At 71.1% G+C, this 22,461-nt stretch carries 27 protein-coding genes and 1 riboswitch; of the genes, 5 read left to right on the top strand and 22 right to left on the bottom strand.

Annotated features, from left to right (window positions below):
- The first annotated feature begins 7 nt into the window (after positions 1–7).
- From ACQP2Y_RS04745 to ACQP2Y_RS04730, 4 genes are all read left to right on the top strand, one after another.
- Complete coding sequence (locus tag ACQP2Y_RS04745; protein WP_433724907.1) at positions 8–937, top strand: LLM class F420-dependent oxidoreductase; 930 nt, start codon at positions 8–10, stop codon at positions 935–937.
- Complete coding sequence (locus ACQP2Y_RS04740; RefSeq protein WP_433724905.1) at positions 934–1,248, top strand: cupin; 315 nt, start codon at positions 934–936, stop codon at positions 1,246–1,248. The genes ACQP2Y_RS04745 and ACQP2Y_RS04740 overlap by 4 nt, the downstream gene beginning before the upstream one ends.
- Before the next feature lie 74 nt (positions 1,249–1,322).
- On the top strand, positions 1,323–3,302 hold the full coding sequence (locus ACQP2Y_RS04735) for a hypothetical protein (protein WP_433724903.1): 1,980 nt from the start codon (positions 1,323–1,325) through the stop codon (positions 3,300–3,302).
- A 135-nt stretch (positions 3,303–3,437) separates the two neighbouring features.
- The gene (locus tag ACQP2Y_RS04730; RefSeq protein WP_433724901.1) at positions 3,438–3,878 is read left to right on the top strand and encodes a ribonuclease domain-containing protein; all 441 of its coding nucleotides are present in this window, start codon (positions 3,438–3,440) and stop codon (positions 3,876–3,878) included.
- Here ACQP2Y_RS04730 and thiC read toward each other — a convergent pair.
- The 9 genes from thiC to ACQP2Y_RS04685 all read right to left on the bottom strand — a co-directional run bounded on the left by thiC (position 3,866) and on the right by ACQP2Y_RS04685 (position 12,098).
- Positions 3,866–5,452: a phosphomethylpyrimidine synthase ThiC gene (gene thiC, locus ACQP2Y_RS04725; RefSeq protein WP_433724899.1), complete on the bottom strand. Its 1,587-nt coding sequence runs from the start codon at positions 5,450–5,452 to the stop codon at positions 3,866–3,868. The genes ACQP2Y_RS04730 and thiC overlap by 13 nt on opposite strands.
- Positions 5,453–5,534: 82 nt before the next feature.
- Entirely contained in the window at positions 5,535–6,302 is a 768-nt protein-coding gene (gene thiD, locus ACQP2Y_RS04720) for a bifunctional hydroxymethylpyrimidine kinase/phosphomethylpyrimidine kinase (protein ID WP_433724897.1), read from the bottom strand.
- Positions 6,299–6,943 (bottom strand): thiamine phosphate synthase, encoded by a 645-nt coding sequence (locus ACQP2Y_RS04715; RefSeq protein WP_433724895.1) that lies wholly within the window; start codon positions 6,941–6,943, stop codon positions 6,299–6,301. The genes thiD and ACQP2Y_RS04715 overlap by 4 nt, the downstream gene beginning before the upstream one ends.
- The gene (locus tag ACQP2Y_RS04710; RefSeq protein ID WP_433724893.1) at positions 6,937–7,677 is read right to left on the bottom strand and encodes a thiazole synthase; all 741 of its coding nucleotides are present in this window, start codon (positions 7,675–7,677) and stop codon (positions 6,937–6,939) included. The genes ACQP2Y_RS04715 and ACQP2Y_RS04710 overlap by 7 nt, the downstream gene beginning before the upstream one ends.
- A gap of 1 nt (position 7,678) precedes the next feature.
- Positions 7,679–7,876: a sulfur carrier protein ThiS gene (gene thiS, locus ACQP2Y_RS04705; protein WP_433724891.1), complete on the bottom strand. Its 198-nt coding sequence runs from the start codon at positions 7,874–7,876 to the stop codon at positions 7,679–7,681.
- Entirely contained in the window at positions 7,873–8,910 is a 1,038-nt protein-coding gene (thiO, locus tag ACQP2Y_RS04700; protein ID WP_433724889.1) for a glycine oxidase ThiO, read from the bottom strand. The genes thiS and thiO overlap by 4 nt, the downstream gene beginning before the upstream one ends.
- Complete coding sequence (gene thiE / locus ACQP2Y_RS04695) at positions 8,907–9,530, bottom strand: thiamine phosphate synthase (protein WP_433731750.1); 624 nt, start codon at positions 9,528–9,530, stop codon at positions 8,907–8,909. Before thiE ends, thiO begins: the two co-directional genes overlap by 4 nt.
- 14 nt (positions 9,531–9,544) lie before the next feature.
- A riboswitch (TPP riboswitch) is annotated at positions 9,545–9,656 on the bottom strand.
- A 140-nt stretch (positions 9,657–9,796) separates the two neighbouring features.
- A complete protein-coding gene (locus tag ACQP2Y_RS04690; protein WP_433724887.1) occupies positions 9,797–11,452 on the bottom strand; it encodes an ABC-F family ATP-binding cassette domain-containing protein in 1,656 nt (551 codons plus the stop codon).
- A gap of 31 nt (positions 11,453–11,483) precedes the next feature.
- Positions 11,484–12,098, bottom strand: a complete 615-nt coding sequence (locus ACQP2Y_RS04685; RefSeq protein WP_433724885.1) for a class I SAM-dependent methyltransferase — start codon at positions 12,096–12,098, stop codon at positions 11,484–11,486.
- Positions 12,099–12,206: 108 nt separating this feature from the next.
- Here ACQP2Y_RS04685 and ACQP2Y_RS04680 point away from each other — a divergent pair, with 108 nt between their 5' ends.
- Positions 12,207–13,538, top strand: a complete 1,332-nt coding sequence (locus tag ACQP2Y_RS04680) for a hypothetical protein (RefSeq protein ID WP_433724883.1) — start codon at positions 12,207–12,209, stop codon at positions 13,536–13,538.
- Here the strand turns inward: ACQP2Y_RS04680 and truA are convergent.
- The 13 genes from truA to secY all read right to left on the bottom strand — a co-directional run bounded on the left by truA (position 13,527) and on the right by secY (position 22,426).
- Positions 13,527–14,342 (bottom strand): tRNA pseudouridine(38-40) synthase TruA, encoded by an 816-nt coding sequence (gene truA / locus ACQP2Y_RS04675; RefSeq protein WP_433724882.1) that lies wholly within the window; start codon positions 14,340–14,342, stop codon positions 13,527–13,529. The two genes, ACQP2Y_RS04680 and truA, sit on opposite strands and share 12 nt — an antisense overlap.
- Before the next feature lie 100 nt (positions 14,343–14,442).
- Positions 14,443–15,030, bottom strand: a complete 588-nt coding sequence (gene rplQ / locus ACQP2Y_RS04670) for a 50S ribosomal protein L17 (protein WP_433724880.1) — start codon at positions 15,028–15,030, stop codon at positions 14,443–14,445.
- 65 nt (positions 15,031–15,095) lie between these two features.
- On the bottom strand, positions 15,096–16,118 hold the full coding sequence (locus tag ACQP2Y_RS04665) for a DNA-directed RNA polymerase subunit alpha (protein WP_023358222.1): 1,023 nt from the start codon (positions 16,116–16,118) through the stop codon (positions 15,096–15,098).
- A gap of 96 nt (positions 16,119–16,214) precedes the next feature.
- On the bottom strand, positions 16,215–16,841 hold the full coding sequence (gene rpsD, locus ACQP2Y_RS04660; protein ID WP_433724877.1) for a 30S ribosomal protein S4: 627 nt from the start codon (positions 16,839–16,841) through the stop codon (positions 16,215–16,217).
- 15 nt (positions 16,842–16,856) lie between these two features.
- Positions 16,857–17,264 (bottom strand): 30S ribosomal protein S11, encoded by a 408-nt coding sequence (rpsK, locus tag ACQP2Y_RS04655; RefSeq protein WP_015619020.1) that lies wholly within the window; start codon positions 17,262–17,264, stop codon positions 16,857–16,859.
- A gap of 17 nt (positions 17,265–17,281) precedes the next feature.
- The gene (gene rpsM, locus ACQP2Y_RS04650) at positions 17,282–17,662 is read right to left on the bottom strand and encodes a 30S ribosomal protein S13 (protein WP_023358218.1); all 381 of its coding nucleotides are present in this window, start codon (positions 17,660–17,662) and stop codon (positions 17,282–17,284) included.
- A 170-nt stretch (positions 17,663–17,832) separates the two neighbouring features.
- Positions 17,833–17,949 carry a 50S ribosomal protein L36 gene (gene rpmJ / locus ACQP2Y_RS04645; RefSeq protein WP_015619018.1) on the bottom strand — a complete coding sequence of 39 codons (117 nt, stop codon included), beginning with the start codon at positions 17,947–17,949 and terminating at the stop codon, positions 17,833–17,835.
- A 52-nt stretch (positions 17,950–18,001) separates the two neighbouring features.
- Entirely contained in the window at positions 18,002–18,223 is a 222-nt protein-coding gene (gene infA, locus ACQP2Y_RS04640) for a translation initiation factor IF-1 (protein WP_007073013.1), read from the bottom strand.
- Between the two features lie 217 nt (positions 18,224–18,440).
- Entirely contained in the window at positions 18,441–19,001 is a 561-nt protein-coding gene (locus ACQP2Y_RS04635; protein WP_433731747.1) for a DUF1707 SHOCT-like domain-containing protein, read from the bottom strand.
- A gap of 51 nt (positions 19,002–19,052) precedes the next feature.
- Positions 19,053–19,487, bottom strand: a complete 435-nt coding sequence (locus tag ACQP2Y_RS04630; RefSeq protein WP_433724873.1) for a DUF1707 SHOCT-like domain-containing protein — start codon at positions 19,485–19,487, stop codon at positions 19,053–19,055.
- A gap of 7 nt (positions 19,488–19,494) precedes the next feature.
- Positions 19,495–20,349 (bottom strand): type I methionyl aminopeptidase, encoded by an 855-nt coding sequence (gene map, locus ACQP2Y_RS04625; protein ID WP_433724871.1) that lies wholly within the window; start codon positions 20,347–20,349, stop codon positions 19,495–19,497.
- 2 nt (positions 20,350–20,351) lie between these two features.
- Positions 20,352–21,005, bottom strand: coding sequence for an adenylate kinase (locus tag ACQP2Y_RS04620; protein ID WP_125804098.1), 654 nt, complete (start codon positions 21,003–21,005; stop codon positions 20,352–20,354).
- A 74-nt stretch (positions 21,006–21,079) separates the two neighbouring features.
- The gene (secY, locus tag ACQP2Y_RS04615; protein WP_433724869.1) at positions 21,080–22,426 is read right to left on the bottom strand and encodes a preprotein translocase subunit SecY; all 1,347 of its coding nucleotides are present in this window, start codon (positions 22,424–22,426) and stop codon (positions 21,080–21,082) included.
- Positions 22,427–22,461: the final 35 nt, after the last annotated feature.

The raw sequence follows: 22,461 nt of genomic DNA, 5'->3' as shown, positions 1-22,461 counted from the left end.
TCCGCCGATGCGCGTCAGCCTGTTCACCGAGCCGCACCGCGGCGCGACCTACGACGACCAGCTGCGGCTGGCCCGGCACGCCGAGGACGGCGGCTTCGAGGGCTTCCTGCGCGCCGACCACTACCAGTCGATGGGCGCCGACCCGGGCCTGCCCGGCCCGACCGACGCCTGGCTGACCCTGGCCGGGCTGGCCCGCGAGACCTCCCGGCTGCGGCTGGGCACCCTGGTCAGCTCGGCGACGTTCCGGCTGCCCGGGCCGCTGGCGATCATGGTGGCCCAGGTGGACGCGATGAGCGGCGGCCGGGTCGAGCTGGGACTGGGCGCCGGCTGGCTGGAACGCGAGCACACCTCCTACGGCATCCCCTTCCCGCCGCTGGGCGAGCGCTTCGACCGGCTGGAGGAGCAGCTGGCGATCATCACCGGCCTGTGGTCGACCCCGGACGGTGCCCGGTTCTCCTACGAGGGCAAGCACTACCAGCTGCTCGACTCGCCGGCGCTGCCCAAGCCGGTGCAGCGGCCCGGCCCACCGATCATCGTCGGCGGCCGCGGTGCGAAACGCACCCCGGAGCTGGCCGGCCGCTACGCGGACGAATTCAACATGCCGTTCAAGACGGTGACGGAGACGGCGGCGGCCTTCGACCGGGTCCGGGCCGTGAGCCGGCGGTACGGGCGCAGCGTCACGCTGTCAGCAGGGATCGTCGTGGCCCTCGGCCGCACCGACGAGGAAGCCCAGCGCCGGGCCGCTCCCCTGCACGTGCCCAGCGCACTACCGCCGGAGGACCCGGTGGTCGGCTCGCCGGACGCCCTGGTCCAGCGCATCGGGGAGTTCGCCGCGATCGGCGCCACCCGGGTGCACCTGCGGGTCATCGACATGTCCGACCTGGAGCACGTGGAGCTGATCGCGTCCCGGGTCCTGCCTCAGGTGGGAGAGCTATGACAGAGCAGGTGCTGGGCCAGGTCGGCCAGGAGATTCTGCTGGAGAACGACCGGGTGCGCGTCTGGCACATCACGCTGGCGCCGGGCGAGACCCAGCCGCTGCACCACCACGGCCTCGCGTACGTGGTGATCGCCGTGCAGGGCGCCAAGAACGTGATCCACACGGCGGCGGGCGAGCGCATCGACGTCGAGGAGGAGACCGGCAGCGTCGTCTACCGCGAGCCCGGCCAGACGCACATGCTGACCAACGCCGGTGACACTGTGTATGTCGGTCGCATCGTTGAGTTGAAGGACGGCGCCGAAGCGGCCTGAGCGGAAATTTGGCCTGCCTTAAGAAGCAGGCTCTGGACTGGCCGCGGCACGGACCATTCCGTACCCTGCCCGGCATGGCATTTCGGACGTGGGCCAAGCTGCTGGCCGCCACCCTCGGCGTGGGCGCGCTGGCCGGCGCGAGCCAGCTGGGACTGGCGTACGGCCTCGGCATCGTACGGCTCACCCGCGTGCTGGACGTGACCACGCGTGATCAGTGGACGGCCCAGCTGGCCTGGGTCGCCTGGGTGCCGATGGTGGCGGCCGTGGTGGGCGCCCTGACCGGGGCCGTGCTGCTGCGGCGCTGGTCGCCGGGCACACCGGCCGTCGGTCCGGGCACCGAGCTGGCGCTGGCCCTCTCGGCCGCGATCGGTGCCGGCGTGGTGGTGCCGCTGACCATGCAGCCGGCCCGGACCGCGCAGGTCGCGGGGGTGAACCCGGTGGTCGTGATCGCCATCTGCGCCGGCCTGGGCACGCTGGTCGGCGTGTTCGCCGCGTGGGCCGCGCTGGCCCAGGCGGTCGCCCGGTGGAGTCTCGTGACGATGGGCGCGGCGGTGTGGGCGATCGCGCTGGTGTCGGTGGCGCCGTCGCTGGCGCCGAGCGATCCGCTGCCCGCGATCCGACTGGGTGTCTTCGACGCCGGCTTCCTGTCCCCGGCGGTGACCCAGCGGACGGCCCTGGCCACGATGCCGGCGCTGGCCCTGGTGATCGGCGCGCTGCTGGGCTGGACGGCCCGGCGGCGCGAGCTGCCGACACTGACGATCGCGCTGGCCGGGCTGCCCGGACCGGCGCTGCTGACCATCGCCTACCTGATCGCGGGTCCGGGCGGCGGCAACGACCGCTACCAGGTGGTGCCGTACTGGGCGGCGATGACCGCCACGGGCGCCGGGGTGCTCGGGTCGGTGTTGGCCGCAGTGCTGCGCCGCGGTCCCGAGCCGGACGACGACGGCGAGCTGGACGGTCAGGAGCCGGAGAAGCCGCCGCTGCCCAAGCGCACCAACCAGCCCGAGTCGGCGATCGCGGCGGCGGGCGGCGGGCCGGCTGTTGATCAGCCGCTGCGCCCGGTCGACACCGGCGTCTTCGACCTGCCCCCACGCGGCCGCCCCGGCGACGCGCCCACGCCCGCCTTCCCCGCGGCCGACCCCACTGCCACTCCTTCTCCCAGCACCGGCCCATCACACAGCACCGGCCCATCACACAGTGCCGGCCCCTCCCACGGCGCCGGGGCTGAGCACGGTCCAGGGTCCGATCGTGGTCCGGGGTCCGATCGTGGTCCGGGGTCCGATCGTGGTCCGGGGTCCGATCGTGGTCCGGGCCCTGATCGTGGTGGTCCGGGGTCCGGTCACGGCTCGGGATCTGGTCCCGGGTCCGCTCACGGCTCGGGATCTGGTCCCGGGTCCGGGGCCACGGCTGCCGGGCCGGCGGATCTCGGCGCGGGTCTCGGTGGACCGCCGCCGGTCGCGACCAAGCCCGAGAAGCCCCGCCGCCGCGGACGCCGTTCGAGCTTCGCCGACGCCTTCATCGGCCGCACCGGCGAGTTCCCGGCCGCCCCGGCGAGCGGCACTCCCACACCCCGGCACGAGGACACCACCGGCCGGTCCAGGCCCGACGACCACGAGCCGGCCCCGTTCGATGCCTTCAGCAGGCCCGACCCGACGACGGCTCCCCGATCCGGCGGCGCCCCGTGGTCCCCGGCCGCCCAGGCGCCCCGCCCCGAGCCGCAGCCATACGTCCCCGAGCCCGCCACCCGCCCACTCCCGCCCGGTGTCGGCACGTCCGTCCCGGAGCAGCCGCGCGGTGCCGGCGGCCGGCTGGGTCGTGGCCTGCGCCCGTTCGGCCGGGGCAAGTCCGCCGAGCCGCTGACGCCGGAGCCGACGCCGATCAGCGCGCCGCTGCCGCACCCCGATCCGGTCACCCCGCCGCTGTCGGTCACCCCGGCCCCGCGGGCGGAGGCGGCGCCGAGCCCGGTTGATGGGACCCCGGACGGCAAGCGCCGGTCCAAGGGCAGCGGCAAGGACGAGGACTATGTGGACTGGGTCAGCGGCCTCGGCAAATAGCCGGCCAGCGGGAGCCGACGCATAGGCGAACGCCGATGGAATGATGCGTCGGGGATGTACCGCGGCGGGGCCCGGCGGCTCCAGGATGGGGGCACGGCCCGGCCCGGACGGGCCCCCGACGCTACGGAGTCCGCCATGTCCGTTGACGCACCCCGCCCGTCCCGCCTGCGCCGCCTGTTGTCGGCGGTCGCCCTCGCCTTCGCGCTCATCGGCGGCAGCCTCGTCGCCCCCGCCGTGGTCGCGCCGACGCACACCGCCGCCGCCGAGGCCGCTGTGTACTCGACCTGCACGTTGTCCCGGTGCTCGGCGGCCCGGACCGCGCGCACCGGCTGGAGCTCGCTCGGCTGGCCGACCGGCGCGGGCTGGTACAGCTGGCCGTACGGGCAGTACAACTACACCGGCGGCACGTTCCAGAACCGCGAGCGCCAGCTGCCGGTCAACGCCACCTACAGCGAGTACGACGTGTACCCGCGGGCGCGGAGCGCCGCGCGGGACGCGTACCGGATCGTGGTGAACCGGTCCACCCGGGAGACCTGGTTCACCCCCGACCACTACGTCAACTTCTACAAGCTCTGAGAGATCGGCAGGTACACCTTGCCGCCGGCGGAGACGAACTCCTCGCTCTTGTCCTGCATGCCGCGGGCCGCGTACTCCTTGAGCTCCTGGGTGATCTTCATGGAGCAGAACTTGGGCCCGCACATCGAGCAGAAGTGGGCCGTCTTCGCCGGCGCCGCCGGCAGGGTCGCATCGTGGTACGCCCGCGCGGTCTCCGGGTCGAGGGCCAGGTTGAACTGGTCCTCCCAGCGGAACTCGAACCGGGCCTTGCTCAGCGCGTCGTCCCAGTCCTGCGCGCCCGGGTGCCCCTTGGCCAGGTCGGCGGCGTGCGCGGCGATCTTGTACGCGATCACCCCGGCCTTCACGTCGTCCCGGTCGGGCAGCCCGAGGTGTTCCTTGGGCGTGACGTAACAGAGCATCGCGGTGCCGAACATGCCGATCATCGCCGCACCGATGGCCGAGGTGATGTGGTCGTACGCGGGCGCGATGTCCGTCGTCAGCGGGCCGAGCGTGTAGAACGGCGCCCCGCCGCACAGCTCCTGCTGCAGGTCGACGTTCTCCTTGATCTTGTGCATGGGTACGTGACCCGGCCCCTCGATCATCACCTGCACCCCGTGCTCCCAGGCGACGTGGGTCAGCTCCCCGAGCGTACGCAGCTCGGCGAACTGCGCCGCGTCGTTGGCGTCCGCGATGGACCCCGGCCGCAGCCCGTCCCCCAGCGAGAACGTCACGTCGTAGCGGGCCAACAGCGAGCAGAGCTCCGCGAAGTTCTCGTAGAGGAAGTTCTCCCGATGATGGGCGAGGCACCAGGCCGCCATGATCGAGCCGCCGCGCGACACGATGCCGGTGACCCGGTCCACCGCCAGCGGCACGTACGGCAGCAGCACCCCGGCGTGCACGGTCATGTAGTCGACGCCCTGCTCGGCCTGCTCGATCACGGTCTCCCGGAACACCTCCCAGGACAGCTGCACCGGGTCGCCGTCCACTTTCTCCAGGGCCTGGTAGATCGGGACTGTGCCGATCGGCACCGCGGAGTTGCGCACGATCGCCTCGCGGGTCTCGTGGATGCGCTTGCCGGTGGACAGGTCCATGACGGTGTCGGCGCCCCAGCGGGTGGCCCAGGTGAGCTTCTCGACCTCCTCGGCTACGGACGACGTCACTGCGGACGTACCGATGTTGGCGTTGATCTTCACCAGGAAGCGCGAGCCGATGATCATCGGCTCGATCTCCGGGTGGTTGACGTTGGCCGGCAGCACCGCGCGCCCGGCCGCGATCTCCTCCCGGACGACCTCGGGCTCGACGTTCTCCCGGATGGCGACGAACTCCATCTCCGGCGTGACGATCCCGGCCCGGGCGTACGCGAGCTGGGTGGGCCGGGTGCCGGCCAGCGGCGTGCCCGGACCGGCCACCGGTGCCACGTCGCCGCGCTCGGCGATCCACGGCCCGCGCAGCGGCGGCAGGCCGACCTCCGGGTCACTGCCGGGACCGGACGTGTCGTAGAGCCGGACCGGCGGGTTGTCCCCGGTCAGATCGATCTCGGCGAACGGCACTTGCAGGTCGGGACGGGAGCCCTCGACGTACACCTTGCGCCTCATGGTTCCTCCTATATAGGGGCAAACAGGGCGGCATTCGGCAGCACGGAACCGCCGATCGCCGGTACAGCCGGTCAGTCGTTGCTCAGTGGGAGAAGCCGAAATGGTCCAGGGGGCCCGGTCCCGCGCCGAGCTTCCAGTCGCGGGAGCCGGCGAGGGCCCGCCCCACGTAGTCCTTCGCCGCGCGCACGGCGACCGGCAGCGGATCACCCTGGGCCAGCCGCACCGCGATCGCCGACGAGAAGGTGCACCCCGAGCCGTGGTTGTTGCCGCTGGGCACCGGGTCGCCGTCGAGCACGGTGGTCACCCCGTCCGCGTGCAGCACGTCCACGGCGGATTCGCTGCCGGTGACCACGACGGCCCCCGGACCGCGGGCGGCCAGCTCAGCGGCCGCTTCGGCCGCCTCGGCCACCGTCGTCACCCGGCGACCGACCAGAGCGCCGGCTTCCTGCCGGTTCGGCGTCAAGACGCAGCGGTACGGCAGCAGCGGCGTAACGGCGTCCACTCCGGACAGCCGGCTCCCGCTGGTGGCCACGAGCACCGGATCGACGACAAGATTGGGCAGCTCACCGACCCGGGAAGCGATGAGCTCAGCCACCGCGGGGTCTCCGATCATGCCCACCTTGACCGCATCAGGCGCCAGATCCCCGAGCACCGCGTCGAGCTGGGCCGCCACCACCTCCACCGGCACGGGATGGATGGCCGTGACGCCGAGCGTGTTCTGGGCGGTAACCGCCGTCAACACAGAAACCCCATAAACCCCGAGCGCGGCGAACGTCTTGAGGTCGGCCTGAATCCCGGCCCCACCCCCGCTGTCGGACCCGGCAATGGTCAACACCACCCGCGGCGTCACGCCCACACCCCCGCCACGTCCAGCGTCATGCCCGCGCCGTGGCCGGCGCTTCGTCCGAAGCCGCATCGCGCCTCCACCGCCTCCGCGAAGGCCCGAGCCAGGGTCCGGGTCACCGACTCGGGGTCTTCCGCGCGCATCACCGCACCCAGCACCGCGATCCCGCTCGCCCCGGCAGCCGCGCAAGCAGCGGCCCGCTGCACCGAGTGCACCCCGCCGAGCGCCAGCCACGGCACCCCACCGGCCAGTGCCGCCGCCCGGTCCGGCCCCAGCGCGGGCCCATAGCCGGGCTTGGTGGGCGTGAGATACACCGGCGACAACGTCACGTAGTCCTCAGTAGACAGCTCCGGCACCCCATGGCAGGAGCGGCCGACCAGGCCGACACCCGGCGGCACGGGGTCGGTGGCCGACAGGTGCACGGCGTCGCCACCGAGCGGATCGGGGCCCGCGATCACGAGTCGTCCCACCGGAACCACCGCGCGCAGACTCTCCGCGAGGGCGTACCTTTCGCCGTACCCCAGGTCTTTGTCGCGCAGGATGACCCATTCGGCGCCGCCGCGGACCGCGGCCGCGACCACCTCGACGAGCGGCCGCGCCGCGAGCCGGCGGTCGGTGAGCACGACGACGCCGGACGGGATCACCATGCCGGCCGCCCCTCATCCGATGTGGACGCCAGCGCGTGGTAGCGCTTGGGGATCCGGCCGGCGCCGAAGGCCAGCCGCCCGGCCTCGACGGCGTGCCGCATCGCCGCGGCCATCCGCGCCGGATCGACGGCCCGGGTGACAGCGCTGGCGATCAGTACGGCGTCACAGCCCAGCTCCATGGCCAGCGCCGCATCCGAGGCGGTGCCGATGCCCGCGTCCAGGACCACCGGCACGTCCACGCTGTCGCGGATGAGCCGGATGTGATGGGGGTTGGAGATGCCCAGCCCCGACCCGATCGGCGCCCCGGCGGGCATCACTGCCGCGCAACCCACGTCGGCGAGCCGGCGCGCGAGGATGGGGTCGTCGCTCGTGTACGGCAACACCTGGAACCCGTCCGCGACCAGCGTCTCGGCCGCCCGCAACAGCTCGACGCCGTCCGGCAGCAGGGTCCGTTCGTCCCCGATGACCTCCAGCTTCACCAGGTCCGTCTCGAACGCGTCGCGGGCCAGGTGGGCGGCCTTCACGGCGTCGGTCGCGGTGTAGCAGCCGGCCGTGTTGGGCAGGATGCGCATGCCCAGCCGGTCGAGCATCGGGAGCAGGCCGGGACCTGCGGCGTCGACCCGGCGCAGCGCGACGGTGACCAGTTCGGTGCCCGAGGCGACGATCGCCGCCTCGAGTGCGGCGAGGCTCTCTGCGCCACCGGTGCCCAGGATCAGCCGGGATTCGCCGAACATCTCAGCCTCCCTGCGCCGCGGTGAGGACCTCGACCCGGTCGCCGTCCCGCAGGCGCGCGGCCGGCCACGACGAACGCGGCACGACCTCCCCGTTGACGGCGACCGCGACGCCGCGCCGGGCCGTGGTCAGCTGCTCGACCAGCCCCTCGACGCTGACCACATCGACGTCGCGGGCGGCGCCGTTGACGATGACCTTCATCCGAACCTCCCCGGTGCGAACGCGTCCAGCAGTGGTGCCGACTTCCCGGTCGCCACCAGTTCGGCGATCAGATCGGCGGTGACCGGGGCGAGCAGCACCCCGTTGCGGTGGTGCCCGGCGGCGACGGCCACGCCCGGCCCGTACGCACCGAGCAGCGGCGCGTTGTCGGGAGTGGCCGGCCGGTGCCGGACGAGCGTCTCGACCAGCTCGCACTCGCCCAGGTCGGGCACGAGGTCGGTGGCTGCGCGCAGCAGGTCGAGCACCTGCCCGGCGGTCACCGTGGCGTCCGCCCGTTCCTCCTGGGTGGCGCCGACGACCACCTCACCGTCGGCGCGCGGTACGAGGTAGACGTGCCGCCCGTCGGCCCAGCCGCTGACCACGTGCCGCAGCAGTCCAGGCTCGCCGCGCAGCCGCAACACCAGGCCTTTCACCGGTCGCACGGGCAGGCCGGTCAGTGCGGCCGTACCGGATCCCGCCGCGACCACCACGGGTCGCGAGGCCGGGAGGTCCGCTACTGGTCCAGGCACGATCGCCGGGCCGAGGGCGGCCCGGAGCGCTGCGACAACCCGCCGCGGGTCGACCTGCCGGTCGTCGGGAGCGTGGGCACCGCCGCGCAGTCGCGGTGACAGCGCCGGCTCCAGCTCACGGATGGCGCTGGGCAGCAGTGGACTCACCCCGAGGCCGTGCTCACGGCGGTACTCCCACAGCCGTCGCGCCTCGGCGAGGTCGTCCGCGGTGAGGGCGACGCTCAAAGTGCCGACCGTGTCGTAGCCGACGTCGATGCCGGTCTCGCGCCGCAGCCCAGCGGCGAAGTCCGGCCACCGCGCGGCGGAGTCGACCATGAGCTCGGTCAGCGCTTCCTGACCGAATCCCGCCTCGCCGGCGGGGGCCAGCATGCCCGCCGCCGCGTACCAGGCACCGTCGTCGCCGCCGCTGTCGTGGACGGTCACCGACAGCCCGCGCTGCGCGCACCGCCACGCGATCGAAAGCCCGATGATGCCGCCGCCGATGACCACGACCTCGGTGCTGCTCATGCCAGCGCCCGCAGCAGATCCTCGGTCGCCCGGCCCGGGTCCGCCGCGGCCGCGACGGCGCCGACCACCGCGACCGCGGCGGCTCCGGCGCCGACCAGCGACCGCGCGTTGCCCGCGGTCACTCCCCCGATGGCGACGATCGGTGTGTCCGGTACGGCCGCAGCAACCGCCCCCACCGCGGCCGGCCCGAGTGGAGTCGGCAGTCCGGTCTTGGTGGTGGTGGCGAAGGCCGGACCGACACCGAGATACGAGGCGCCGGCCCGCCGCGCTGCCCGGGCCGCGGCAACGTCCCGGCACGTTGCGCCCAGCACGCCCACCGGCCCGAGCACCTTGCGGGCCACGGCAACCGGCAGATCGGCGGCGCCCACGTGCCCACCGTCCGCGCCGACCGCGAGGGCCACGTGCAACCGGTCATTGACCAGGCACAACACCCCGTACGGGCGGCACAGCTCCAGCACGGCGTCGGCCAGGTCGTACGCGTCCCGGTCGCTGACGTCGTCCTCGACCCGGACCTGGATCGCCAGGCGCTGACACGCATCCAGCCGCCGGGCGGCAGCGATGGCGGCGGCCACGACGGTCAGCGGCTGCCGGCCGTGCCGGGCGTCCGTGATGACGTGCAGGTGCGGAAAGGCAAGGCCCACAACACACTCCTCCCTGCGCCGGCATTACCCGGATCAGGTTCGACGGTCGGGGGCCGCGACAGCCCCCCTCTCAGCCCGGTGCACCGGACTCCCGTGGGGTTGGTTCCGAGCAGACGGTAACCCGCGCCCCGCCGCCCGTAAACCCCCACACGCCTCCACTGTGGGTGGTCACGTCGTCGCTCAGCGCCCGCACGCTGGGAGAACGGGCAGCGGAAAATAGCTGCCCGTCCATCGTGGACGCCGCGCTAGCGGACGTCCCAGACGGGCTCGGGGGTCTCCACGACCTCGCCGTCGCTCTGGAAAAGGACGAAACGGTCGAAGCCGCGGGTGAACCAGCGGTCGTGGGTCACCGCGATCACCGTGCCCTCGAACGCCTGCAGCCCCTCCTCCAGCGCCTCGGCCGACGCCAGGTCCAGGTTGTCCGTGGGCTCGTCGAGCAGCAGCACGGTCGCGCCGGACAGCTCCAGCAGCAGCACCAGGAAACGCGCCTGCTGGCCGCCGGAGAGCGTGCCGAAGAGCTGATCTCCCTGGGCCGCCAGCTCGTAGCGGTTCAGGGCCTTCATGGCACCCGCTCGGTCCATCCCGGAACGGTGGTCGTCACCCCGCCAGAGAATCTCGACCAGGGTACGTTTCAGCAGCTCCGGCCGGTCATGCGTCTGCGAGAAGTGACCGGGGCGGACCCGCGCGCCGAGCCTCGCGACACCGTTGTGCGCCACGTGGGCCAGCGGTGCCCCGTCGACCGGCTTGTTGTCCACGTCGGGGGCGGTGCCGCCGGCCGCGAGCAGCCGCAGGAAGTGCGACTTGCCCGTGCCGTTGGCGCCCAGCACCGCGACCCGGTCGCCGTACCAGATCTCCAGGTCGAACGGGAATGTCAGATTTTCCAGCTCGAGCCCGGTGCACATCACCGCGCGTTTACCCGTACGCCCGCCGCGCAGGTTCATCCGCAGTGACTGCTCCTTGGGCGGCAACGGCGGTGGCCCGGCCTCCTCGAACTTGCGCAACCGCGTCTGCGCCGCCTGATACCGCGACGCCAGCCCGTCGTTGTACGCCGCTTTGTTCTTCAGCGTGAAGACCAGCTCGCGCAGCTTCTCGTGCTCCTCGTCCCAACGCCGGCGCAGCTCCAGAAGCCGTTCGTGCCGGTCGGAACGGGCCTCGTGCCACGACGCGAAGCCACCGGGATGCGTCCACGCGCTGCCGCCCTCGACGGCCACCACCCGGCTCGCCGTCTGGGCCAGCAGCTCCCGGTCGTGCGAGACGTAGAGCACCGACTTCGACGACTCCTTGAGCCGCGCCTCGAGCCAGCGCTTGCCGGGCACGTCGAGGAAGTTGTCCGGCTCGTCGAGAAGCAGCACCTCGTCGCCGCCGCGCAGCAGCAGGTCGAGCGCGAAGCGTTTCTGCTGGCCGCCGGAGAGCGTGCGCACCGGCCGGTGCCGGACTTCTTCCCACGGCTTGCCCAGGATGGCCACGGCCACGACGTCGAACAGCACCTCGACGTCGTAGCCACCGGCCTCGCCCCAGCCGGCGATCGCGTTGGCGTAGGCCAGCTGCGCCTTCTCGGCGTCGGGGTTGCTCTCCAGCGCGGACTGGGCCGCGGCCAGGACCGCGCCGGCGGCCCGCAGCGGCGGCGCGACCAGCGACAGGGCCAGGTCGTCGAGGGTACGGTCGTCGCCGATCATCCCGATGAACTGGCGCATCACCCCGAGCCCGCCGGCCCGCGCGATGGTGCCGATCGGGGTGGACGTGTCCCCGGCGACCATCCGCAACAGCGTCGTCTTGCCGGCCCCGTTCGGCCCGACGAGCGCCACCTTCGCACCCTCGCCGACCCGGAACGACACGTCGGAGAAGAGCTCCCGGCCGTCCGGCAGCACAAATCCGACCCCTGACACGTCTACGTAACCCACGTGGGCATCCTCCCCGACGACCCGCCGGTGGTCAGCCGGTTTTTCCGGTCACCCGCAGCACCCGGAAGCCGCGCTGGCTGGCCGTACGCGTCACTTCCCAGCCCAGCGAGACGAGCCAGGTGTGCAGCGAATCACCACCGAGGTTGCGGTTGATCACCAGCCAGGCGACCCCGCCGGGCGCGAGCCGGGGCAGCCAGCGTTCCATCAGCGCGCGCAGCTCGGCCTTGCCGACATGGGTGGGGGGGTTGCTCCAGATCTGCGCGAAGGTGACGTCGTCCGGCACCTCGTCGGGGGCGGCGACCCGCACCCGGCCGGCCAGCCCGAGGGCGGCGGCGTTCTCCGCGGTCAGCTCCCGGGCCCGGGCATTGACGTCGATCGCGTAGACAGTGGCCTCCGGCGCCTCGCTGGCGAGCACACACGCGATCGGGCCGTAGCCACAGCCGAGGTCGAGCAGGGTGCCGGTGGTCGCGGCCGTGGGCAGGTCACCCTTGCGCAACAGTACGGCGGTGCCCGGGTCGAGCCGCCCGGCGGAGAACACCCCGCCCGCGACAACCAGGTCGTAGGCCCGGCCGGCGGCGGTGAACTCGATACGGCTCCGCTTGGCGGGCGCGGCGGGCTCGGCGCTGAAGTAATGGTCGGCGGTCACACCGCCCATCCTCCCCCAATGCCCACGACCGCAACGACGGGAGGCCACCGGAGGGTGCCGCACACGCTGTGCGTCCATCGATCAGGGTGCCCTCCTACCGTGGCCTGCATGCCTGGCGATCCGCACCCCCGCTCCGCCCACCGCGCCGGCCCGGCGGGCGGACTCGCGTCGCTGACCCCGCAGGGCCTGGTCCGCCAGGCGCAGGCGGGACACGCCCGGGCCCGGCAGGCGATCATCCGCCAAGCCCTGGCCCGCCAGACCAGCGGCCGCCGAGCCGCCGACCGCCACACCCCGGGCGGGACATCCTCCGCGCGGCTTTGCCTGGATCCGCCGCACGCGGGCCGGCATTCGTCAGACCCTCGGCACTCAGGCCGACAGGACTCAGCGCGGGAGACCGCGGGGCGGGAGACCGCCGGACGGGAGACCGCCGGGCTGCGGACGGTCCGGTTGCGGCCGGTCGGGCTGCAGACCGTGGTGCGGCTGGCCGCGGAGTTTCAAGCCGCTCAGGTCCGGGCGGCCCGGCTCCCGGCTACCCGCATTCCGGGGACCCGGATTCCCGGGGCCCGATTCCTGGGCACCAGGCTTCCGGCGAGCGACCTGCCACCGGCCGAGTCCCCCGCCATGGAGTGGGTGGGATCCGACCCCGTGGTGACCGACCGGCCGGCGACGCCGCAGCACCGGCAGCATCGCAGCGGCCAATGGCCGGGCCCCGCCGCACATCAGCGGCACACGCCGCAGCGGCGGGCGCCCCGGGAACCACAGCAGGCCCTGCAGACGCTGATGCGCGGGCTCGCCGCGCTGATCGTCCTGGCGATCGTCGGGCTGAGCGCGTTCTTCATCATCGCCGAGCAGCGCCGCGGGGACGGGCGGGAATCCGCCGCCACCCCCGGCTCCGAGCCGGGCATCGCCTCCCGGGCCGTCGACGCCGAGCCGCTGACCAAGCGCGAGGTGTTCCCGGAGCCCGCGGTCCGGCTCGCCGCCGGCGACACGGGTTACCGGGTGGACCTCACCCACAGCGACAGCGTGTGCCGGACCGCCACGACGGGTGACCTCGGCGCGCTCCTCGACGACTACGGCTGCGAGCACGTCGTCCGGGCCCGGATGCTGGCTCCCTACGGCGGCTACCAGGTCACCGCGGGCATCTTCAACCTCGCCGACGAGCAGGGTGCGGCGCAGGTCAGTGAGCTGACCGCGACTCTGGTCGAGAACGGCCGGGGCACTTTCGCCATGCTGGGCGGCGCGGCCGGCGACCCGCTCGGCGAGCCGCTGGCCCAGGTGGGCTGGCACAGCCGCGGTCACTATCTGCTGTACTGCGTCATCGCCCGGCCCGACGGTCAGCTCGTCACCGACGACGACCCGTACGCGGCCCGGATCACCACCGAGCTCGTCGAGCGGTACCTGGGCGAGCAGGTCATCGGGAAGCGGACCCTAAACGCGTAGCCGGCGGGTGGCGTCAGCGCGGTCCGCGTACTCGGTCTCGTCGGGATAGCCGACCGCGATCAGGGTGAGCCCGTGGGCCGGCGCGACGGTGACCTCACTGGACCGCTCCCGCAGGGTCAGCAGCTTGGCCGGCCAGTCCGGGTCGCGGCGGCCGTCGCCCACGCTGAGCATGGCCCCGACCAGGCTGCGCACCATCGCCTGGCAGAACGCGTCGGCCTGCACGGTGGCCACGGCGACCCCGTCGGGCTCGCGGCGCCACTCCAGCCGGGTGATGGCCCGCACGGTGGTGGCGTGCTCCTTGCGTTTGCAGAACGCCGCGAAGTCGTGCAGCCCGACCAGCCCGGCGGCCGCCTCCTGCAACCGTCCCAGATCGAGAGGCCGCATCCAGCCGATGGTGTCGTAGCGCCGCAGCGGCTCGGGCCCGAAAACGGTGTCGGCCACCCGGTATTCGTACCGCCGGAACGTGGCGGAGAACCGGGCGTCGAAAGTCGACGGTACGGGCGTGACGGCCCGCACCCGCGCGTCCGGCGGCATCAGCCCGGCGAGCCGCCGCACGAGCGAGTCCGCCAGCGACTCCCACACAGCCGTGGGCAGGTCGATGTGGCACACCTGACCGGTCGCGTGCACGCCCGCGTCGGTGCGGCCCGCCACGGTCAGACCCAGGTCGTGATCGGCGCCGACCAGCCGCTCCAGCGCCTCGACGAGCACGCCCGCGACGGTACGCCGGGACGGCTGCACGGCCCAGCCCGAGAACTCGCGTCCGTCGTAGGAGACGTCCAGGCGCAGGCGGGTCGCGTCGGTCATGTGGGGGCAGTCCTCCGCTGATTCGTGGACAAGGAAGCCGTACGGAAAAAGAAAGCCCGGCACCCACGAAGGGTGCCGGGCTTTCCTACCTAGCTGAAGATCAGGCCTTGGCGTCGGCGGGGTCTTCGCCCTCGGCCTGGTCGCCCGGGCCCTCGGCACCCTTGTCGCCGGAAGCGTTCACCGGCGGCTCGGCGTCCTGGTCGGCAGCGGTCTCGGCCGGGGCCGCAGTGGCCGGAGCCTCGTCCTCGCGGGCGAGCGCCTCCACCTTGTCCTGCTGCGCGGCGGCCTTGCGGGCTGCCTTCTTGGCCGGCGCCGTGGTGGCCGCGACCTGCAGCTCCTCGACCAGCTCGATGACGGCCATGGGAGCGGCGTCGCCCTTGCGGATACCGACCTTGGTGATCCGGGTGTAGCCACCCGGGCGGTTGGTGTACCGGGGCGCGATCTGCTCGAACAGCGAGTAGACGACGTCCTTGTCCTTGACGACACCCAGGACCCGGCGGCGGGCGTGCAGGTCGCCGCGCTTGGCCTTGGTGATGAGCTGCTCCGCCAAGGGGCGCAGGCGCTTCGCCTTGGTCTCGGTGGTCTTGATCTTCCCGTGCCGGAAGAGCTCCGTGGCCAGGTTGGCCAGCAGCAGCTTCTCGTGCGCCGGGCTGCCGCCGAGGCGGGGACCCTTGGTGGGCGTGGGCATCTTCTTGCTCCTCGTTGAAATTCCTGCCGGGCGGCTCAGCCGCCCAGCTCACGCGGCAGCCGGGATTAGAGCTGCTCGGTCTCGCGGTAGTCGTCGGTGTCGTAGTCCACGTCGCCGAACGAGTCGACCACGTGCGCGGGGTCGAAGGACGGCGCGCTGTCCTTGAGGCCCAGGCCCATGCCGGCGAGCTTCATCTTGACCTCGTCGATCGACTTCTGACCGAAATTCCTTATATCCAGAAGGTCGGCCTCCGTCCGCCCGATGAGTTCACCGACGGTGTTGATGCCCTCGCGCTTGAGGCAGTTGTACGACCGGACGGTGAGGTCCAGCTCCTCGATCGGCAGCGCCAGATCGGCGGCCAGCTGCGCGTCCTGCGGGGACGGGCCGATGTCGATGCCCTCGGCGGTCTCGTCCAGCTCACGGCAGAGACCGAACAGCTCGACCAGGGTCGAACCGGCGGAAGCCAGCGCGGTACGGGGCGAGATCGACGCCTTCGACTCGACGTCGATGATCAGGCGGTCGAAGTCGGTGCGCTGCTCGACACGGGTCGCCTCGACGCGGTAGGTCACCTTCATGACCGGCGAGTAGATGGAGTCGACCGGGATGCGGCCGATCTCGGCGCCGGCGCTCTTGTTCTGCGCGGCCGTGACGTAGCCACGACCCCGCTCGACGGTGAGCTCCATGTCGAGCCGGCCCTTGCTGTTGAGCGTGGCCAGCTTCAGGTCGGGGTTGTGCACGGAGACGCCGGCCGGGGGCTGGATGTCGCCCGCGGTGACGTCGCCCGGGCCCTGCTTGCGAAGGTACATGCTGACGGGCTCGTCGTGCTCGGAGCTGACGGTGAGCTCCTTGACGTTCATGACGAGCTCGACCACGTCCTCCTTGACACCGGGGATCGTGGTGAACTCGTGCAGCACGCCGTCGATCTTGATGCTGGTGACCGCCGCGCCCGGGATGGACGACAGCAGGGTCCGGCGCAGCGAGTTGCCGAGGGTGTAGCCGAAGCCCGGCTCCAGGGGCTCGATGGTGAACCGGGAGCGGGTCTCGCTGAGCGACTCTTCCGAGAGGCTCGGGCGCTGGCTGATGAGCACGTGTTTCTTCTTTCGTTCGGGGCTTCCGCTATATGAAGCCCGTCCTGTGGTGGTGCAGTCCCGGCACCCTCCGCGGAGGGTGCCGGGACCAGAGCGCTACTTGGAGTAGAGCTCGACGATCAGCTGCTCCTGGACCTGGGTGTCGATCACCTGGCGGGCCGGGAGCGAGTGGATCAGGATCTTCATGTCGCTCGGGATCGGCTCCAGCCACGCCGGCACCGGGCGGGAACCCGCCTGGGCCTGCGCGACCACGAACGGCGTCATCTCGCGGGACTTCTCCCGGACCTGCACGATGTCGTGGTCCTTCACCCGGTACGACGGGATGTCGACCTTGACCCCGTTGACCAGCAGGTGGCCGTGCTTGACCAGCTGACGGGCCATGTCGCGGGACGCGGCGTAGCCGGCCCGGTAGACGACGTTGTCGAGACGCGACTCGAGGATCTGCAGCAGCACCTCACCGGTCTTGCCGGGCTTGGTGACAGCCTCCTCGTAGTAACCGCGGAACTGCTTCTCGAGCACGCCGTAGGTGCGGCGGGCCTTCTGCTTCTCGCGGTGCTGGAGCAGGTACTCGGTCTCCTTGGTCCGACCGCGGCCGTGCTGGCCGGGCGGGAAGGGACGCGACTCGAACGGGCACTTCGGCCCGTCGCACTTGCTGCCCTTGAGGAACAGCTTCATCTTCTCGCGGCGGCAGCGCTTGCAGTCCGCCCCTGTGTAACGAGCCATGCTTCGATCTCTCCCTTAGACCCGGCGACGCTTAGGCGGACGGCAACCGTTGTGCGGCTGTGGCGTGACGTCGGAGATCTGACCGACCTCGAGGCCCGCGGCCTGCAGCGAACGGATGGCGGTCTCCCGGCCGGAACCGGGGCCCTTGACGAACACGTCGACCTTGCGCATGCCGTGCTCCATGGCCCGGCGGGCGGCGGCCTCGGCGGCCAGCTGCGCGGCGAACGGAGTCGACTTGCGGGAGCCCTTGAAGCCCACCTGGCCGGACGAGGCCCAGGAGATCACAGCACCGGTCGGGTCGGTGATCGACACGATGGTGTTGTTGAAGGTGCTCTTGATGTGCGCCTGCCCGTGGGCGACGTTCTTGCGTTCCTTGCGCCGGACCTTCTTGACGGGTGCTCCGGCGCGTGCCTTCGGTGGCATAAGTCAGTGCGCTCCTATTACTTCCGACCGGGCTTCTTCTTGCCAGCGACCGTGCGCTTCGGACCCTTGCGGGTACGAGCGTTGGTCCGCGTCCGCTGTCCGCGGACGGGGAGACCCCGGCGGTGGCGGATGCCGGCGTAGCAGCCGATCTCGACCTTGCGGCGGATGTCGGCGGCGACCTCGCGGCGCAGGTCGCCTTCAACCTTGAAATTGCCCTCGATGTAGTCGCGGAGCTGGACCAGCTCCTCGTCCGTGAGGTCCTTGGCGCGCTTGTTCAGGTCAATGCCGGTCGAGGTGAGCGCCTCCACGGCGCGGGTCCGACCGACCCCGAAGATGTAGGTGAGCGCGATCTCCATCCGCTTCTCGCGGGGAAGATCGACGCCGACGAGTCGAGCCATAGGTGGGCTTACTCCTCAGATGTCTCACGGAGGTCTGTGCCCGGCCCACCCCGCCTGCCCGGGCGGGCCCCGGCCTCCGACCGGGGGTGAAGCCGCGCTTCATCGTGAGACGAATCCGCGGCTGGGACGAGCTTGTTCGGTGGTACGGATCTGGCAGCGAGGAGCTGGACTCAGCCCTGGCGCTGCTTGTGGCGCGCGTCGGTCTTGCAGATGACCATGACGCGGCCGTGCCGCCGGATGACCCGGCAGTTGTTGCAGATCCGCTTGACGCTCGGCTTGACCTTCACGGTTGTGCCTTGACTCTCTGTCAGACGGGACTAGGCAAAGCCCCCGCGACCCTTACTTGTAGCGGTAGACGATTCGCCCTCGGGTCAGGTCGTACGGCGAAAGCTCGACGACGACTCTGTCCTCCGGGAGGATGCGGATGTAGTGCTGCCGCATCTTGCCGCTGATATGAGCCAGTACCTTGTGACCATTGGCAAGCTCCACACGGAACATGGCGTTCGGCAGAGGCTCGATCACTCGGCCTTCGATCTCGATGGCTCCGTCTTTCTTTGGCATGTCCTCCGCTACCTGACATCGGGTTCTGGGGCGGGCTCACAACGTTCATCCCGGGTTGAGGGTTCGCACCGGGACCAGCCGCGGCTCCTCCGCCACCGAAGCGCTGGTGGACATGGAAGAGTGGACGCTGCGCGCCAGCTAGCCAGTGTACGCGCGAGGAGCATTGACACCAAACCGAGGTCCCCGTAACCCGGGGTCGGGTGTGTCGGACGACCGGTCAGCCCGCCGTTTTGTCCCTCTTCGGACGCTCGTGGAGTGTTTCGTCAGGCCGGATCGGGTCCGGTTCCAGAGCCCGGCGCTCCCGTTTGACCTGCTTCGCCTGGCGCTTGCGGGCCTTCTTGTCGGCTTGCTTGCGTGGCTCCCCACCGACGAGCCCGGCCACGGTGACGAAGACGAGCACGACGCCCCAGGGGCCGGCCACCCAGACGGGCCAGAAGTAGATCAGCTCGGCGCTGCCGATGCTCACCATCAGCCACACCACGGTGTTGATCCCGACGACCAGGATCCAGCTGGACCACACCGCCAGCAGCCAGCGGCGGGTCACCTCGGCGTCGGAGGCGTCCCGGTCGACGACGGAGCCGGAAGGCTCGCGCTGGGCGGGCACCGGCACTCTGGCCGACGGCAGGTCATCGAGCAAAGCCCGCAGGTCACCGTAGGTCTTCGCGGCGTAGGCCTGCTGCAACCGCTCGTCGTACTCGTGCAGATCCAGCCGGCCCTCGTCGAGCGCGGCCTTCAGCTGATCCGCCACGGCCTGCCGATCGGCGTCGGCCGCTCTCATCTCGTCCCGGCCCATACCCTCCAGCATGCCAGCAGCGGGCCAGGACCGGCGTCAGCGATCGCGCTTGCCCCACCGGCCGAGCACACCGAAGACCAGCGGGATCAGCATCCAGAGCGGCCAGGGGTAGATGAAGTCACCGGAGGCGATGCAGGACACACCCCAGATGACGAAGCAGACCAGCACCACGCCGCCGTACGAGGCCAGGAACGGCGGGCCGCCCGGCTGGGGCACATTGCCCGCCCCGGGTGCCGGCGAGGGCGCAGCGGGCGGCTGATAGGGCTGCACGCGTGACTGCTGGGCCGGGACGGTGCCGGGCAGATCGGTCACCAGGGAGTCGAGCTCGCCGAAGGTCTTGGCGCCGTACGTCCGCTGCAACCGCTCGTCGTACTCGTGCAGATCCAGCCGGCCCTCGTCGAGCGCGGTCTTGAGCTTGTCGGCGATGGCCTGACGGTCGCTGTCGCCGGCCCGCATCTCGTCACGGCTCATCGGTCTTTCACTCCGCCAGGGAGTCAACGGCCGGCTGGCGGGCGGTGACCAGCTCGCCCAGCCGGGCCCGGCCGCCGTCGGCCGCCGTGGTGACCCAGACGCCGTCGTCGAGCAGGCACATCGTGTGCTCCACGTGCGCGGCCATCGAGCCGTCCCGGGTGACCACGGTCCAGCCGTCCTCGAGCTCCACCGTGCGGGGCGAGCCCATGGTGATCATCGGCTCGATCGCCAGGCACAGGCCGGGCACCAGGCGCGGGCCCTTGCCGGGCTTACCGTGGTTGAGCACGTGCGGGTCCTGGTGCATCTCGGTGCCGATGCCGTGCCCGCCGTAGCCGTCCACGATGCCGTAGCGGCCCGCCTTGCGGACGGCCTTCTCGACGTTGAACGAGATGTCGGTCAGCCGGCCCCGGCCGTTGGCGGCACCGCGGGCCGCGGCGGCGATGCCGGCCCACATGGCGTCCTCGGCCACCTGGGCCATGGTGAGCAAGGCCGGGTCGGTCTCACCGACGCCGACGGTGATCGCCGAGTCGCCGTGCCAGCCGTGCAGGATGGCGCCGCAGTCGAGGGAGAGCAGATCGCCCTCCTTGAGCACCTGCTCGGCGGCCGGGATGCCGTGCACGACCTGCTCGTTGACCGAGGCGCAGATCGAGGCGGGGAAGCCGTGGTAGCCCTTGAACGACGGGACCGCGCCGGCGTCCCGGATGACCTTCTCGGCGATCGCGTCCAGGTCGGCGGTGGAGACGCCCGGGGCGACCGCTTCGCGCATCGCCGCCAGGGCGGCGGCGACGACGAGGCCGGCACCGCGCATCAGCTCGATCTGCTCCGGGGTCTTCAGCTGAATGTCCAGCTGCGGACGGCGCATCGTTATCCCCCGTACGACCGCAGGGCGTCGATGGCGCGCACCGTGACGTCCTCGACCGGCCCGGTGGCGTCGATGCCCACCAGCTTGCCCTGGGCGCCGTAGAAGTCGACCAGCGGCGCGGTCTTGTCCGCGTACTCGACGAGGCGGTTGGCGATCGTCTCCGCCTTGTCGTCGTCACGCTGGAACAGCTCGGAGCCACACCGGTCGCAGATGTTCTCCTTGCTGGTCGGGTCGAACTCGACGTGCCAGATCTTGCCGCAACCACGGCAGGTCCGGCGGCCCGAGAGCCGCCGGATCACCTCGTCGTCGTCGACAACCAGTTCCATCACCAGATCGAGCGCGATGCCGAGGTCGGCCAGCAGCTTGTCGAGCGCCGACGCCTGCGGGACGGTTCTCGGGAAACCGTCCAGCAGGAAGCCGTCGCCGGCGTCGGGCTCGGCGAGCCGGTCGCGGACCATGTTGATGGTCACCTCGTCAGGGACGAGATTGCCCGCGTCCATGTAACGCTTCGCCTCGACGCCGAGCGGTGTCCCCTGCGAGACGTTGGCCCGGAAGATGTCACCGGTCGAGATCTTCGGTACGGCGAGATGGGCAGCGATGAACTCAGCCTGGGTCCCCTTGCCGGCCCCCGGGGGGCCCACCAGTACCAGCCGCACCTACATCGCCTCGCTTCGGTGAGAACGAGCCTCGCAAACCACAGACGCAAGAGCCCCCCGGCTCCGCGCCCCCACTACCGGAGGAACCCTTCGTAGTTGCGCTGCATCAGCTGGCTCTCGATCTGCTTGACCGTCTCCAGGCCCACACCCACCATGATCAGCACCGCCGTACCACCGAACGGGAAGTTCTGGTATTGCGCGCTGTTCAGCCAGATGAAGAAGAAGTTCGGCAGGACCGAGATCAAGCCGAGGTAGAGCGCACCCGGCAGGGTGATCCGACTGAGGATGAAGTCCAGGTAGTCGGCGGTCGGCTTACCGGGCCGGATGCCCGGGACGAAACCACCGTACTTCTTCATGTTCTCCGCGACCTCGGTCGGGTTGAACGTGATCGAGACGTAGAAGTACGTGAAGAAGATGATCAGCAGGAAGTACGTGGTGATGTAGATCCAGTGGCTCGGGTTGGCCAGGTTGTTCTGGATCCACTGCTGATAACCCTTGAGGTTGTTCTGGTCGAAGAACTGCAGGTACAGCTGCGGCAGGTAGAGCAGCGAGGACGCGAAGATCACCGGGACGACACCGGCCTGGTTGACCTTCAGCGGGATGTACGTCGAGGTGCCGCCGTACATGCGCCGGCCGATCATGCGCTTGGCGTACTGCACGGGGATGCGGCGCTGGGCCTGCTCGATGAAGACGACCGCACAGATGACGATCAGCACGAGCGCGATCACCAGGAGGAACTTGGCGACGCCGCTGCTCTCCTTGATCGTCCAGCCCTCGCCGGGAAGGCGGGCGGCGATCGAGGTGAAGATCAGAACGGACATGCCGTTGCCGACGCCGCGGTCGGTGATGAGCTCGCCGAGCCACATGACCACGCCCGTGCCGGCCGTCATCGTGACGACGAGCATGACGAGGGTCAGCCAGACCGGGACGCCGGTGTTCTCCGGCACGATCTGGAAGTTCGACTGGTCCTGCGGGCACGCGTTGGCGAAGAGCTGGCCGGAGCGGGCCAGCGCGACGAACGCCGAGGACTGCAGGACGGCGAGGCCCAGGGTGAGGTAACGGGTGTACTGGGTGATCTTGGCCTGGCCGGACTGGCCTTCCTTGCGGAGCTGCTCGAGGCGGGGAATCACCACGGTCAGCAGCTGCAGGATGATCGACGCCGTGATGTACGGCATGATGCCCAGCGCGAAGACGGACAGCTGGAGCAGCGCGCCACCGGAGAAGAGGTTCAGCAGGTTCAACACCCCGCCGCCGGCGTTGGTGCTGTTCACTACGTCCAGACAGTTACGGACGTTGGTGTAGGACACGCCTGGGCTGGGCAGAGTGGCGCCGAGCCGATAGACCGCGATGATCGCTACTGTGAACAGCAACTTCTTGCGCAGGTCAGGCGTCCGGAACGCACTGGAAAAGGCGGAGAGCAACTTCTTCCTCCTGCGCGAGGTGACCGCCAAGTATC

Origin of the sequence: Actinoplanes sp. CA-051413, assembly GCF_050955795.1 — a bacterium.
Taxonomy (GTDB): Bacteria; Actinomycetota; Actinomycetes; order Mycobacteriales; family Micromonosporaceae; genus Actinoplanes.
The sequence above is the reverse complement of the archived record's forward strand: the minus strand, read 5'-3'. Positions and strand labels throughout refer to the sequence as shown.

Coding starts and splice junctions, on each gene's coding strand:
- ACQP2Y_RS04630 (WP_433724873.1), bottom strand. CDS start 19,487: ATGAGCCGTGACGAGATGCGGGCCGGCGACAGCGACCGTCAGGCCATC.
- truA (WP_433724882.1), bottom strand. CDS start 14,342: ATGACCGACGCGACCCGCCTGCGCCTGGACGTCTCCTACGACGGACGC.
- thiS (WP_433724891.1), bottom strand. CDS start 7,876: ATGAAGGTCATCGTCAACGGCGCCGCCCGCGACGTCGATGTGGTCAGC.
- thiC (WP_433724899.1), bottom strand. CDS start 5,452: ATGAGGCGCAAGGTGTACGTCGAGGGCTCCCGTCCCGACCTGCAAGTG.
- ACQP2Y_RS04635 (WP_433731747.1), bottom strand. CDS start 19,001: ATGAGAGCGGCCGACGCCGATCGGCAGGCCGTGGCGGATCAGCTGAAG.
- ACQP2Y_RS04740 (WP_433724905.1), top strand. CDS start 934: ATGACAGAGCAGGTGCTGGGCCAGGTCGGCCAGGAGATTCTGCTGGAG.
- infA (WP_007073013.1), bottom strand. CDS start 18,223: ATGCCAAAGAAAGACGGAGCCATCGAGATCGAAGGCCGAGTGATCGAG.
- ACQP2Y_RS04715 (WP_433724895.1), bottom strand. CDS start 6,943: ATGGTGATCCCGTCCGGCGTCGTCGTGCTCACCGACCGCCGGCTCGCG.
- rplQ (WP_433724880.1), bottom strand. CDS start 15,030: ATGCCCACGCCCACCAAGGGTCCCCGCCTCGGCGGCAGCCCGGCGCAC.
- ACQP2Y_RS04680 (WP_433724883.1), top strand. CDS start 12,207: ATGCCTGGCGATCCGCACCCCCGCTCCGCCCACCGCGCCGGCCCGGCG.
- rpsD (WP_433724877.1), bottom strand. CDS start 16,841: ATGGCTCGTTACACAGGGGCGGACTGCAAGCGCTGCCGCCGCGAGAAG.
- map (WP_433724871.1), bottom strand. CDS start 20,349: ATGCGCCGTCCGCAGCTGGACATTCAGCTGAAGACCCCGGAGCAGATC.
- ACQP2Y_RS04710 (WP_433724893.1), bottom strand. CDS start 7,677: ATGTTCGGCGAATCCCGGCTGATCCTGGGCACCGGTGGCGCAGAGAGC.
- thiO (WP_433724889.1), bottom strand. CDS start 8,910: ATGAGCAGCACCGAGGTCGTGGTCATCGGCGGCGGCATCATCGGGCTT.
- ACQP2Y_RS04730 (WP_433724901.1), top strand. CDS start 3,438: ATGTCCGTTGACGCACCCCGCCCGTCCCGCCTGCGCCGCCTGTTGTCG.
- ACQP2Y_RS04735 (WP_433724903.1), top strand. CDS start 1,323: ATGGCATTTCGGACGTGGGCCAAGCTGCTGGCCGCCACCCTCGGCGTG.
- rpsM (WP_023358218.1), bottom strand. CDS start 17,662: ATGGCTCGACTCGTCGGCGTCGATCTTCCCCGCGAGAAGCGGATGGAG.
- ACQP2Y_RS04745 (WP_433724907.1), top strand. CDS start 8: ATGCGCGTCAGCCTGTTCACCGAGCCGCACCGCGGCGCGACCTACGAC.
- rpsK (WP_015619020.1), bottom strand. CDS start 17,264: ATGCCACCGAAGGCACGCGCCGGAGCACCCGTCAAGAAGGTCCGGCGC.